General features: G+C 56.4%; 12 protein-coding genes. 4 read left to right on the top strand and 8 right to left on the bottom strand.

Features of this window, described 5'->3' with window-relative positions:
- Positions 1 to 105: 105 nt before the first annotated feature.
- Both nfuA and gntX read right to left on the bottom strand, forming a co-directional pair.
- Entirely contained in the window at positions 106 to 681 is a 576-nt protein-coding gene (gene nfuA / locus JTA15_RS16035; RefSeq protein ID WP_003861601.1) for a Fe-S biogenesis protein NfuA, read from the bottom strand.
- 61 nt (positions 682 to 742) lie between these two features.
- Entirely contained in the window at positions 743 to 1,426 is a 684-nt protein-coding gene (gene gntX, locus JTA15_RS16030; RefSeq protein WP_044867734.1) for a DNA utilization protein GntX, read from the bottom strand.
- A 36-nt stretch (positions 1,427 to 1,462) separates the two neighbouring features.
- On the opposite strand from gntX, the gene bioH reads away from it, so the two are divergent.
- Both bioH and JTA15_RS16020 read left to right on the top strand, forming a co-directional pair.
- Positions 1,463 to 2,236: a pimeloyl-ACP methyl ester esterase BioH gene (gene bioH, locus JTA15_RS16025; protein WP_219372488.1), complete on the top strand. Its 774-nt coding sequence runs from the start codon at positions 1,463 to 1,465 to the stop codon at positions 2,234 to 2,236.
- A gap of 111 nt (positions 2,237 to 2,347) precedes the next feature.
- Positions 2,348 to 2,617, top strand: coding sequence for a YdgH/BhsA/McbA-like domain containing protein (locus JTA15_RS16020; protein WP_020884569.1), 270 nt, complete (start codon positions 2,348 to 2,350; stop codon positions 2,615 to 2,617).
- A gap of 30 nt (positions 2,618 to 2,647) precedes the next feature.
- On the opposite strand, the gene feoC is transcribed toward JTA15_RS16020, so the two are convergent.
- The 5 genes from feoC to greB all read right to left on the bottom strand — a co-directional run bounded on the left by feoC (position 2,648) and on the right by greB (position 8,659).
- Positions 2,648 to 2,887, bottom strand: a complete 240-nt coding sequence (gene feoC, locus JTA15_RS16015; RefSeq protein ID WP_014171968.1) for a [Fe-S]-dependent transcriptional repressor FeoC — start codon at positions 2,885 to 2,887, stop codon at positions 2,648 to 2,650.
- A 10-nt stretch (positions 2,888 to 2,897) separates the two neighbouring features.
- Complete coding sequence (feoB, locus tag JTA15_RS16010; protein WP_219372487.1) at positions 2,898 to 5,216, bottom strand: Fe(2+) transporter permease subunit FeoB; 2,319 nt, start codon at positions 5,214 to 5,216, stop codon at positions 2,898 to 2,900.
- Between the two features lie 30 nt (positions 5,217 to 5,246).
- On the bottom strand, positions 5,247 to 5,474 hold the full coding sequence (gene feoA / locus JTA15_RS16005; protein WP_020884570.1) for a ferrous iron transporter A: 228 nt from the start codon (positions 5,472 to 5,474) through the stop codon (positions 5,247 to 5,249).
- A 292-nt stretch (positions 5,475 to 5,766) separates the two neighbouring features.
- Complete coding sequence (locus JTA15_RS16000) at positions 5,767 to 8,097, bottom strand: Tex family protein (protein ID WP_219372486.1); 2,331 nt, start codon at positions 8,095 to 8,097, stop codon at positions 5,767 to 5,769.
- Between the two features lie 88 nt (positions 8,098 to 8,185).
- On the bottom strand, positions 8,186 to 8,659 hold the full coding sequence (gene greB / locus JTA15_RS15995; protein ID WP_014171964.1) for a transcription elongation factor GreB: 474 nt from the start codon (positions 8,657 to 8,659) through the stop codon (positions 8,186 to 8,188).
- 232 nt (positions 8,660 to 8,891) lie between these two features.
- Here greB and ompR point away from each other — a divergent pair, with 232 nt between their 5' ends.
- Together ompR and envZ are read left to right on the top strand one after the other, a co-directional pair.
- Positions 8,892 to 9,611 (top strand): two-component system response regulator OmpR, encoded by a 720-nt coding sequence (gene ompR / locus JTA15_RS15990; protein ID WP_006177890.1) that lies wholly within the window; start codon positions 8,892 to 8,894, stop codon positions 9,609 to 9,611.
- Positions 9,608 to 10,954, top strand: coding sequence for a two-component system sensor histidine kinase EnvZ (envZ, locus tag JTA15_RS15985; protein ID WP_014171962.1), 1,347 nt, complete (start codon positions 9,608 to 9,610; stop codon positions 10,952 to 10,954). Before ompR ends, envZ begins: the two co-directional genes overlap by 4 nt.
- 47 nt (positions 10,955 to 11,001) lie before the next feature.
- Here envZ and pckA read toward each other — a convergent pair whose 3' ends face one another.
- Positions 11,002 to 12,621, bottom strand: coding sequence for a phosphoenolpyruvate carboxykinase (ATP) (pckA, locus tag JTA15_RS15980; RefSeq protein WP_014171961.1), 1,620 nt, complete (start codon positions 12,619 to 12,621; stop codon positions 11,002 to 11,004).
- Positions 12,622 to 12,789: the final 168 nt, after the last annotated feature.

Below are 12,789 nucleotides of genomic sequence, written 5' to 3'. Positions count from 1 at the left end.
CTAAATTTGAATTATGAGACGCAGGTCAACATATGGGGAGGCAAGGCAGGGAGGGGAAAGCAGGCCCGGTAAGCATAGCGCCACCGGGCAAAAGCAGGCGGACGCTTAGTAGTAAGAGTGCTCGCCGCGCTGGTGTTCGGTCAGATCGCGCACACCTTTCAGTTCCGGGAATTCGTTCAGCAGCTGCTTCTCGATCCCTTCTTTCAGCGTGACATCAACCATTGAACAACCGTTACAGCCGCCGCCGAACTGCAGGATCGCCAGGCCGTCTTCAGTGATTTCCATCAGGGAAACACGCCCGCCGTGGCCCGCCAGCTGCGGGTTGATCTGAGACTGCAGCAGGTACTCGACGCGCTCCATCAGTGGGGCATCGTCAGACACTTTACGCATTTTGGCGTTTGGCGCTTTCAGGGTCAGCTGAGAACCCAGCTGATCGGTGACGAAATCGATCTCCGCATCTTCAAGATACGGTGCGCTCAGCTCATCAACGTAAGCCGTGAGCTGTTCAAATTTAAGGGCAGTGTCAGTCGCTTCCACTGCGTCCGGAGGACAATAAGAGACACCACATTCTGCATTCGGAGTGCCTGGATTGATCACAAACACGCGGATCTGCGTCCCTTCTTCCTGATTTGCCAGCAGTTTGGCAAAGTGCGCTTGTGCAGAATCGGAAATACGGATCATAGCTTTGGCCTAATAGTTGACTAAATTACCTGGGTATAATCATACGCCCATTGAAGAAGGGCTACAAGGTACGGCACAGACACCATACCTGAACCGACGCGGCGCCGCTTTGCAAAAGCAGTCGGGAAAGTTCAGCAACGGTACTGCCTGTGGTGACGACATCATCCACAATCGCGATATGGAGGCCTTTGACCGGGAATTCAAGACGAAAGGCATTTTTGAGGTTCCTTTTGCGAAGCCGGGCCGTGAGCTGATGCTGGATAGCCGTATTATGGACGCGTTTGAGCGCACGGGCGTCGTACCGGCAACCGAGCCATCGCGCGAGCGGGCGGCAGAGCAGGTCACTTTGGTTGTAGCCGCGTCGCCAGTGTCGGCGACGGTATAAAGGCACGTTGACCACCATGTCGATGTTCGGCAGGCCGCGGGTGCGTCGCGCCTGTAAAACGGCCAGCAGTAACAGGCGGGCGAGGGGACGCGCCAGCACACTCTGGCCGGCAAACTTCAGCGCATGAATAAGGCCGCTTAACGGCGCAACATAATCATCCACAGCCACCAGGGCACACCACGGCGGCGCTTTTTTCAGGCAGCGGCCGCAGGGAACGTCCCGGCCGGTGGCATTTAGCCCACACTGCGGACACGTCATCGCCTGCCTTTTCAGCGAGCGGGTGCAAACGGAGCAGACGCCCCATGTGCTGAGGGCAAGCGGCATCCGGCATAGCCAGCACAAGCCAGGCACTGTTAACATGTGCAACCTCCATGTGAAAAAAGAGAACAGTAACTGATGAAGACGCTGTGGTGGCAGACCGTAGGGACGGGAAATTGCCATCTTGTGCTGCTGCACGGATGGGGCCTGAATGCCGAAGTATGGAATTGCATAACCGGGGAACTCACCTCGCAATTTACCCTGCATCTGGTGGATTTACCGGGCTTTGGCCGCAGTCGCGGCTTTGGGGCAATGTCGGTTGAGGAGATGGCGCAGCAGGTGCTGGACGCTGCGCCGCAGCACGCCATCTGGCTGGGCTGGAGCCTGGGCGGGCTGGTGGCGAGCCAGATTGCCTTGACCCATCCCGAGCGCGTGCGTGCGCTGGTCACGGTAGCCTCGTCACCGTGCTTCAGTGCAAAGGACGACTGGCCGGGCATAAAACCGGATGTGCTGGCCGGGTTCCAGAAACAGTTGAGCGAAGACTTCCAGCGGACCGTTGAGCGTTTCCTGGCCCTGCAGACAATGGGAACCGACACCGCGCGTCAGGATGCCAGAGCGCTGAAGCAGACCGTGCTTTCCCTGCCGATGCCGGACGTTGAGGTGCTTAACGGGGGGCTTGAGATCCTCAAAACCGTCGATTTGCGTGAGCCGCTGGCCGCGCTGGCGATGCCGCACCTGCGTATCTACGGCTACCTCGACGGGCTGGTGCCGCGCAAAGTGGTTCCAGTGCTGGATTCACTCTGGCCACAAAGTGAGTCTCTGGTGATAAATAAAGCCGCGCATGCGCCGTTTATCTCTCATCCGGCGGAGTTTTGTTCAGCGCTCGTTGCGTTAAGTCAACGTTTAGACTGATTATTTTCTATCCAGCCTGGAAAAAGTTTCACACCGCAACCATACTCCAGATGTCGTTGCGGTTGTTCTGCCTACGATAATCAAAACAACAATCCTATGGAGAGTCAGGCTATGAAACTTGTTACAGGTATCGTCACTTCTCTGGTTATTGGGTCACTTTCATTTGGCGCCTTTGCGGCACAAGAGCTGGAAAAAGATAAAGTTGCCGGGATGAATCTGACCAAAGTTGGTGAGATTTCTACGTCTGACACGACCGCGCCGATGGACGCCAAAAGAGAGCTGTCTAAGAAAGCGGATGAGCTGGGTGGGAAGTACTACGTCGTCACCAGTGCCGAAAAACAGACCAAAAACGTGCGCGCAACGGCGGACGTCTATAAGTAATACGATAATGCCGGGCAGCGATGCCCGGCATTATGCGCGCAGTGCCCACCACTCTCTGAGGCAGGCTTTTCCTTCCGGGCAGCTTTTACAACTGCCGGAAAGGCAGCCTTCCGCCTCTTCCTGAATACGCACCGCTTTTCCCATGGCTTCCAGCCTTTCCAGCATGGCATCGATCATCGGCTGCGGCGTATGCAGGGTGAGGCTCAGCTGTTTCGCCTCCATTCGCCCTTGTAACGCCAGCAGGTCACGTACCTGAATCAACGATGCCATGGCTTACCCCTTAGTGACAGTCGCCCGCCGGGCTGTTGCAGCAGGTGGCAGCCGTTTTGCGGTTTGCCAGCAGGTTGATATCAACCCGGCTGCGTGCCCGGCGTAGCAGGCCGAGAACGAGCACGTTAAACAGCACAACCGCCAGGATGCACACCAGGCTATACCGCGGGTGCTGGCTAAAGTTAACGGTCTGATAAAAGAGTGTCGCCAGCGAGTAAGCGATGTTGAGCCCCCACAGAATGGAGAAGCCCATCCAGCCACGGCTGGACTCGCGGGCAATCGCGCCCATGACGGAGATGCACGGAATATAGAGCAGAACAAAGATGAGGTAGCTGTAGGCCGCAGAGGCGCTACCAAATTTCTCGCTCATCACGCCCATGGCACCCATTGCCATTTCGCCGTCACCTTTACTGGCCTCGATAGGGTTCGCCAGCACGCTCAGGCTGAAGGTGTCTTTCAGGCTCTGCCATGTCTCTTCGACGGCGCCCAGCAGTTCGTTACCGAGATGAAACTCTGCCGGATTGAACGCTTGCTCCTGGATGTTCTCCGCGGTGTAGAGCGTATTCAGGGTCCCGACGACCACCTCTTTCGCCATCGCACCGGTGAACAGACCGACGGTCGCCTGCCAGTTATCGTCATGGACGCCGATCGGTTTGAAGACCGGGGTTATGACGCGGCTGACGGAGGCGAGGGCGGAGTCGTTGATGTTATCCGCAGCCTGTCCGCTCAGGGTGAAGCTGTTCAGCGCGCTCAGGAAAATACTCACGATAACAATCACTTTACCGGCACGCAGGACGAAGCCTTTCAGGCGCTGCCAGGTCTGGATCACCAGGCTTTTAAGATGGGGGACGTGGTAGACCGGCAGTTCCATAACGAACGGCGACGCTTCGCCGCGCATGATGGTGTGTTTCAGCATCAACCCCGTGAGAATGGCCATGACGATACCCAGCACGTACAGCGAGAAGACCGCCAGTGCCCCCTGCTGCCCAAAGAAGGCCGCGGCAAAGACCGCGAAGATAGCCAGTCGTGCACCGCAGGACATAAACGGTGCCATCATAATGGTCATCAGACGTTCACGCGGTGCATCCAGCGTACGGGCACCCATAACCGAGGGCACGTTACAGCCGAAGCCCACGATCAGCGGCACGAAGGATTTGCCTGGCAGACCGAGCGCCTGCATCAGGCGATCCATGACGAAGGCGGCGCGTGCCATGTAACCGGAATCCTCAAGGAAGGAGAGGAACAGATACATCATGCCGATTTGCGGCACCAGAGGCAGTACGGTGTTGATACCACCGCCAATCCCCTGGGCAAGGAAGATGGTCAGCCATTCCGGGAAATGCAGGGTGTAACCCACCCACTGAATGCCATGAACAAAGATAGCAACGGAACCGGCATCGAAAATCGGCTGGAGTGCGCCACCAATGTTAATGGCGAGCAAGAACATCAGGTACATCACCAGCAAGAAGACCGGCAAACCGAGGAAGCGGTTAAGCACAACCTTATCCACGGCCGCGGTGAAGCGGCTCGGTTCCGCCGTCAGGGCGTTACTGACCACGTCGCAAATCGCGGCGATGGCCTGATAGCGAGCATCAGCGATATGCAGGGCCGGATCATCCAGCTCGTCGCTCAGACGGGCGAGGACCACGTCCAGTTTATCTGCCGCATGACCAGCATAGGCGCGGCTGTAGATATCCCCTTCCAGCATTTGCAGGCCGAGCCACAGGCGCTGTTTCGCGGGCATGCTTTGGTCCATCTCTTGTGCCAGCAGATCCGCTTCGCGCAGAAGTGGCTGGGCGTAGTGCACCAGCTCAACGTTACGATTTCCCGCGTGGCGATCGATAGCCAGTTTCAGGGCATCAATACCGCGGGCGCGCGTCGACACCAGCGGAACGACCGGGCACCCCAGCCGTGCGGAGAGGGCATCGACGTCGATGCGCAGTTTCTGTTTCTCTGCAATGTCGAGCATGTTGAGCGCCACGATGCAGGGAATGCCCAGCTCCAGCAGCTGCAGCGTCAGGTAGAGGTTACGCTCAAGGTTTGAGGCATCAACCACGTTGATGAGCAGATCCGCGTCGCCGCTAAGAATATAGTGGCAGGCAATCTGCTCATCGAGCGAAGTTTGCGAGGAGATCGTGGTTAAGGAGTACGTGCCGGGCAGGTCAACCAGCGTGACCTGGTGATCTGTTGTTGAGAACAGGCCTTCTTTACGTTCAACCGTTACGCCAGCCCAGTTACCGACGCGCTGGCGCGCACCCGTGAGCTGGTTAAATAGCGTTGTCTTGCCGGAATTAGGATTGCCAATTAAGCCAATAGTTAATTTTTTCATTTTTCTGGACTCACTGAAACCGCTGGCTTGTTATCGGGATAAGGCTTCGACTTCTATTAATGCGAGATCTTTTTTACGCAATACCAGATTTACGCGTCGGGTTTCGATATGCACCGGATCACCTAACGGGGCGACGCGCACAACCTGAAATGACGAGCCGGGCAGCATGCCCAGCGACAGCAGCTTTTGTCGATAGGCCGGGCTAATTTCGTGGGTAAAACCGGTAATTTTCCATGCACTGTCTGGAGTGAATTGCATAATGCCTGATTCCACGAGAGGTTAAAATATCTACTATGGGATGATAATGAGAATAGTTTTTATCAGCAATAATAAAACTGTGACGGAATGTTGTTTGCGGTATTAATTTACGGCCTGTTTGACCTTGCTCAATATTTACGGATTCTGCGGCAGGGAGAGGAAAGGCTTATTTGTTAATAGTGTGATCACTGATGGTTGAAATATAGATATACAACCGGTTTCATATTTTACAATTAATTTCGGCGGGATAACGGCCCGGTGAGTGACGCATCACCGGGCCTTTTTTATGCGGTTAGCGTTTCTTACCCATTGCTGCCGCCAGCGCATCCATCATGGCGCTGTTGCCTGCAGGCTGGGCGTCACGTCCGCGTGGCTTCGCCGCTTTTGCGGCCGGGCGCTGCTGCTCGCGTCCGCCGCCGTTACTGCCGCGGCGCGCGCTGGTTTCACCTGGCTGCTCGTCCAGACGCATCGTCAGGGCGATACGCTTACGCTGCAGATCCACTTCCATCACCTTCACCTTCACGATGTCGCCCGCTTTGACCACGGTATGCGGATCTTCAACGAATTTATCGGCAAGGGAAGAGATGTGGACCAGACCGTCCTGGTGCACGCCGATATCGACAAACGCGCCAAAGTTGGTGACGTTAGTGACCGCCCCTTCGAGTACCATGCCTGGAAGCAGATCATTCATGGTTTCAACGCCGTCGGCGAAGGTCGCGGTTTTAAACTCAGGACGCGGATCGCGGCCTGGTTTTTCCAGTTCTTTGATGATGTCCGTGACCGTCGGCACCCCGAACTGTTCGTCGGTAAAATCGACCGCCTTCAGGTTACGCAGCGCGCTGCTGTCGCCCATCAGGTCTTTCAGCGCCTGCTGGGTTGCGGCCAGAATGCGTTCCACTACCGGGTACGCTTCCGGGTGAACGGTTGAGGCATCCAGCGGGTTATCGCCGTGGTTGATGCGCAGGAAGCCCGCGCACTGCTCAAACGCTTTTGGCCCCAGACGGCTCACCTTCAGCAACTGCTGGCGGTTCTGGAACTGGCCGTTTTCATCACGCCAGGCAACGATGTTTTGCGCCATCATGCGGGTTAAGCCCGCCACGCGGGTCAGCAGGGGAACAGAGGCCGTGTTCAGGTCAACGCCGACGGCGTTTACGCAGTCTTCCACGACCGCATCCAGCTTACGGGCCAGCTGAGTCTGGCTCACGTCATGCTGATACTGGCCGACGCCGATGGATTTCGGGTCGATCTTAACCAGCTCCGCCAGCGGATCCTGCAGACGACGGGCGATAGAAACTGCACCGCGCAGGGAAACGTCCAGGTCCGGGAACTCCAGCGCGGCCAGTTCAGACGCCGAATAGACGGAAGCGCCCGCCTCGCTGACAATCACTTTCTGTGCGGTGACTTTCGGGAACTGTTTCTGCACATCGAGGTAGAAACGCTCGGTTTCACGGGAGGCCGTACCGTTGCCGATGGCCACCAGCTCCACGTTGTATTTCTCGCACAGCGCCGCAACCACGACGGCAGCCTTCGCCGCCTGGCCGGTATGCGGATAAATGGTGTCGGTAGCCACCAGCTTGCCGGTACCGTCAACCACGGCCACTTTTACGCCGGTACGCAGACCCGGATCGAGCCCCATGGTGGCGCGCAGGCCGGCAGGTGCGGCCATCAGCAGGTCGTGCAGGTTACGGGCGAAGACGTTGATTGCTTCGTCTTCGGCGCGTTCACGCACGGTGCCCATCAGTTCGGTTTCGAGGTGCATTAGCACCTTGATGCGCCACGTCCAGCTCACCACGCCTTTGCGCCAGCTGTCTGCCGGCGCGTTGTTCAGGCGAAGGCCGAGGTGGTCGATAATGATCTGCTCGCAGTGGCTCTCTTTTGGTGGCTCGTCAAACTGCGGGTCGGCATTCAGGGAGAGCTGGAGCACGCCTTCGTTGCGGCCGCGGAACATCGCCAGCGCGCGGTGTGAAGGGGTGGTAGAGATGGGTTCGTGATGATCGAAATAATCGCGGAACTTGGCGCCTTCTTCCTCTTTCCCGCTGACCACGGTAGAGACGATGTGGGCGTTTTTCCACAGATAGTCACGCACTTTCGCGAGCAGGGCGGCATCTTCGGAGAAACGCTCCATCAGAATATAGCGCGCGCCGTCGAGTGCGGCTTTGGTGTCTGCGACCCCTTTATCGGCATCGAGAAACTTCGCGGCTTCGGTTTCCGGGTCGTGGGACGGTTCATTCCACAGCAGTTCGGCCAGCGGCTCCAGGCCTGCCTCAATGGCAATCTGTCCACGGGTGCGGCGCTTCGGTTTGTACGGCAGATAAAGGTCTTCGAGTTCGGTTTTGCTCAGGGTGCCGTTGATTGCGGTTTCCAGCTCGCTGGTCAGTTTTCCCTGTTCGCCGATGGATTTGAGGATCGCCTGACGACGGTCTTCCAGTTCGCGCAGGTAACCGAGACGGGTCTCCAGGTTACGCAGCTGCGTGTCATCCAGACCGCCGGTGACTTCCTTACGATAACGTGCAATAAACGGCACGGTGTTCCCTTCATCAAGCAGGCGAACGGCAGCTTCTACCTGTTCGGCTCTGGCCTGAAGTTCACCCGCAATAATGCGGCAGAGCGAATCTTTCATCATGGCTTTATCATCTGTTGAGTCGAAAAAATCAGGGGATAGTTATACGGGCTGACACGGCAAAATGCCAGCCGCGGAGGGCGCTCTCGGACTATTTAACGTACGTAATTTCGTTGACGTACCAGCTGGCTTCGCCGCCAGGGGTCTGCACGACGGCCAAATCGCCCACTTCCTTTTTCAGCAGCGCACGGGCCATTGGTGAGTCGATAGAGATGTAATCCTTACGACCAAAAATTTCGTCATAGCCGACGATGCGAAAACGCAGGGTGTCGCCATCGTCGTTCTCAATCTCGACCCACGCGCCGAAAAACACTTTGCCTTCCTGCTGTGGGGAGTAATCCACTATTTTGAGGTTCTCAAGGCATTTGGTCAGATAGCGGACCCGGCGGTCGATTTCACGTAACCGTTTTTTGTTGTACTGGTAGTCAGCATTTTCACTGCGATCGCCCAGGCTTGCTGCCCAGGTCACTTTCTTGGTCACTTCAGGACGCTCTTCGCGCCACAGGTAATCCATCTCTTTTTTGAGTTTCTCATACCCTTCGCGGGTGATCAGGGGCGTTTTCATGGGGTGACCTTAAGACTCGACATCATTGCATTCTTTGCGCACATTACGTATCACGTAGTCTAACAGACAACGTTAATAATGATTTATGTGATGAAATGTGCAGATAAGCTGCTGTTAAATATGCTTTGTAACAATTTCGACTAGAATTTATACCAGAATTAGCTGGTCGAACACGTGCACTTTTTTAGAATACGCTGTTATTAGACTATCCGAACCTTTGGGAGTACACACAATGCAAGAGAACTACAAAATTCTGGTCGTGGATGACGACATGCGCCTGCGTGCGCTGCTTGAGCGTTATCTGACCGAGCAGGGCTTCCAGGTTCGTAGCGTGGCCAACGCTGAGCAGATGGACCGTCTGCTGACCCGCGAATCATTCCATCTTATGGTACTCGACCTGATGCTGCCTGGTGAAGACGGGCTTTCCATCTGCCGCCGTCTGCGTAGCCAGAGCAACCCTATGCCGATCATCATGGTGACGGCGAAAGGGGAAGAGGTTGACCGCATCGTTGGTCTGGAAATCGGCGCTGACGACTACATTCCAAAACCGTTCAACCCGCGGGAACTGCTGGCCCGTATTCGCGCCGTGCTGCGCCGTCAGGCGAACGAACTGCCTGGCGCACCGTCGCAGGAAGAAGCGGTGATTGCGTTTGGTAAGTTCAAGCTGAATCTCGGTACCCGTGAGATGTTCCGTGAAGATGAACCTATGCCGCTCACCAGCGGTGAGTTCGCGGTGCTGAAAGCGCTGGTCAGCCACCCGCGTGAGCCGCTTTCACGTGACAAGCTGATGAACCTGGCGCGCGGCCGTGAATACTCCGCAATGGAACGTTCCATTGACGTGCAGATCTCCCGTCTGCGCCGCATGGTGGAAGAAGATCCGGCGCATCCTCGTTATATTCAGACCGTATGGGGTCTGGGCTACGTGTTTGTCCCGGACGGCGCTAAAGCATGAGGCGAATGCGCTTCTCTCCGCGAAGCTCATTTGCCCGTACGCTGTTACTGATTGTCACCCTGCTGTTTGTCAGCCTGGTGACAACCTATCTGGTGGTGCTGAACTTTGCGATCCTGCCGAGCCTCCAGCAGTTCAATAAGGTTCTGGCATACGAAGTGCGTATGCTGATGACCGATAAACTGCAACTGGAGGACGGCACGCAGTTAGTTGTTCCCCCGGCGTTTCGCCGTGAAATCTACCGTGAGCTGGGTATTTCGCTTTACTCCAACGAAGCGGCAGAAGACGCTGGCCTGCGCTGGGCGCAGCATTATGAGTTCCTCAGCCAGCAGATGGCGCAGCAGTTAGGTGGCCCGACGGAAGTGCGCGTTGAGGTCAACAAAAGCTCGCCGGTCGTCTGGCTGAAAACCTGGCTGTCACCCAATATCTGGGTGCGTGTCCCGCTGACCGAAATTCATCAGGGTGACTTCTCACCGCTGTTCCGCTACACCCTTGCCATTATGCTGCTGGCGATAGGCGGCGCGTGGCTGTTTATTCGTATACAGAACCGACCGCTGGTCGACCTGGAGCACGCTGCGCTGCAGGTCGGTAAAGGGATTATTCCTCCGCCACTGCGTGAGTACGGCGCCTCAGAAGTGCGTTCCGTGACGCGGGCCTTTAACCATATGGCGGCCGGCGTGAAACAGCTGGCAGACGACCGTACGCTGCTGATGGCGGGCGTGAGTCATGACCTGCGCACGCCGCTCACGCGTATCCGTCTGGCGACGGAGATGATGGGCGAAGAGGATGGTTATCTTGCGGAGTCCATTAACAAGGACATCGAAGAGTGTAACGCCATCATCGAGCAGTTCATTGACTACCTGCGCACCGGGCAGGAGATGCCGATGGAGATGGCCGATCTGAATGCGGTACTCGGTGAAGTGGTCGCGGCGGAAAGCGGCTACGAGCGGGAAATCGATACCGATCTGCAGGCCGGTGAAATTCAGGTGCGGATGCACCCGCTTTCCATTAAACGTGCGGTGGCCAATATGGTGGTTAACGCGGCCCGTTATGGCAATGGCTGGATTAAAGTCAGCAGCGGGTCTGAGCTCAACCGCGCCTGGTTCCAGGTCGAAGATGACGGTCCGGGCATTAAGCCAGAGCAGCGTAAGCATCTGTTCCAGCCGTTTGTGCGGGGCGATAGCGCGCGCAGTACCAGCGGAACTGGCTTAGGCCTGGCGATTGTGCAGCGTATTGTGGATAACCATAACGGCTTGCTGGAGATTGGGACCAGTGAGCGGGGCGGTTTAAGCATTCGCGCATGGTTACCGGTGCCGGTGACGCGCGGGCAGGTGAGAGAGAGTTAAAAAAGGGTGGCAAAAGCCACCCTTTTTTTTGCAGGTCGGGTCAGGTATTACAGCTTCGGTCCCGCACTCACCAGCGCTTCACCTGCCGGGGTATCGGTATACTTCTCGAAGTTCTCAATAAACAGTTTCGCCAGCGATTCTGCTTTCTCACGCCACTGCTCCGGTGAACCGTAGGTATTGCGTGGGTCGAGAATACGGGTCTCTACGCCCGGCAGCGCCGTCGGGATTGCCAGATCAAACATCGGCAGCGTGAAGGTTTCGGCGTTATCGAGTGAACCATCCAGAATGGCGTCGATAATGGCGCGGGTATCTTTGATGGAGATACGTTTGCCGGTGCCGTTCCAGCCGGTATTCACCAGGTACGCCTGCGCACCGGACGCCTGCATACGTTTAACCAGCACTTCCGCGTACTGCGTCGGGTGCAGCGACAGGAACGCTGCGCCGAAGCAGGCGGAGAAGGTTGGCGTTGGCTCCGTCACGCCGCGTTCGGTACCGGCCAGTTTGGCGGTAAAACCAGACAGGAAGTGGTACTGCGTCTGGCTGGCGGTCAGGCGGGACACCGGAGGCAACACGCCGAACGCATCTGCCGTCAGGAAAATCACCTTCGTCGCGTGGCCCGCTTTTGACACCGGCTTCACGATGTTGTCGATGTGGTAGATAGGGTAAGACACGCGGGTGTTTTCGGTTTTCGAAGCATCGTCGAAGTCGATCGTTCCATCGGCACGCACGGTGACGTTTTCCAGCAGCGCATCGCGGCGGATGGCATGGAAGATATCTGGCTCCGCTTCTTCAGACAGGCGAATGGTCTTCGCGTAGCAGCCCCCTTCGAAGTTAAACACGCCGTCATCATCCCAGCCGTGCTCGTCATCGCCAATCAGACGACGTTTCGGATCGGTAGAAAGGGTGGTTTTACCGGTGCCGGACAGGCCGAAGAACACCGCCACATCCCCTTTTTCACCGACGTTTGCCGAACAGTGCATGGAGGCGATACCGCGCAGCGGCAGCAGGTAGTTCATCACCGAGAACATCCCTTTCTTCATTTCGCCGCCGTACCAGGTACCGCCGATCAGCTGAATACGCTCGGTCAGGTTAAAGGCGATGAAGTTTTCGGAGTTAAGACCCTGCTCTTTCCACTGTGGGTTCGTGCATTTCGCCCCGTTCATCACGATGAAGTCAGGGGTGAAATCCTGCAGCTCTTTGTCGTCAGGACGAATAAACATGTTTTTCACGAAATGCGCCTGCCAGGCCACTTCAGTGATAAACCGCACGGAAAGGCGGGTATCGGCGTTAGCGCCGCAGAAAGCATCAACGATAAACAGACGCTTGCCGGAAAGTTGATGGGTAACGAGCCCTTTCAGATGCTGCCAGGTTTCCGGAGAGAGCGGTTTGTTATCGTTCTTCCCTTTGCCTTTATCAGCCCACCACAGCGTGTCGCGGGTGGTCTCGTCTCGGACGATGTATTTATCTTTCGGCGAACGACCGGTAAAGATACCGGTATCGACGGCGATAGCACCAAGGTTAGTCAACACACCTCGCTCGTATCCTTCCAGTGCTGGATTGAGCTCTTCCTGATACAGCGTATCGTAATCGGGGTTGTAGACGATTTCCTGGACGTCGTGAATACCATAAGCCTTGAGATCTTGCGGGGTTAAACCAGTAACACGCATATCACTGCTCCTTAGCCAATATGTACTGTCTGAAATTGTAGGGTTTTTGTGAGGTTGTTAACCGCGACGGGGCTCATAGATTTACGCATCTGGACAAAACCCTTACTAACGGAAAACGCTGCGACTCCAGTCACAGGGCAGGCGGATTATCGCAGGAATCGCTTTTTG

This window comes from Enterobacter sp. BIDMC 29 (assembly GCF_019378755.1).
GTDB lineage: Bacteria > Pseudomonadota > Gammaproteobacteria > Enterobacterales > Enterobacteriaceae > Enterobacter > Enterobacter ludwigii.
This window is presented reverse-complemented; position numbering and strand designations above follow the sequence as displayed.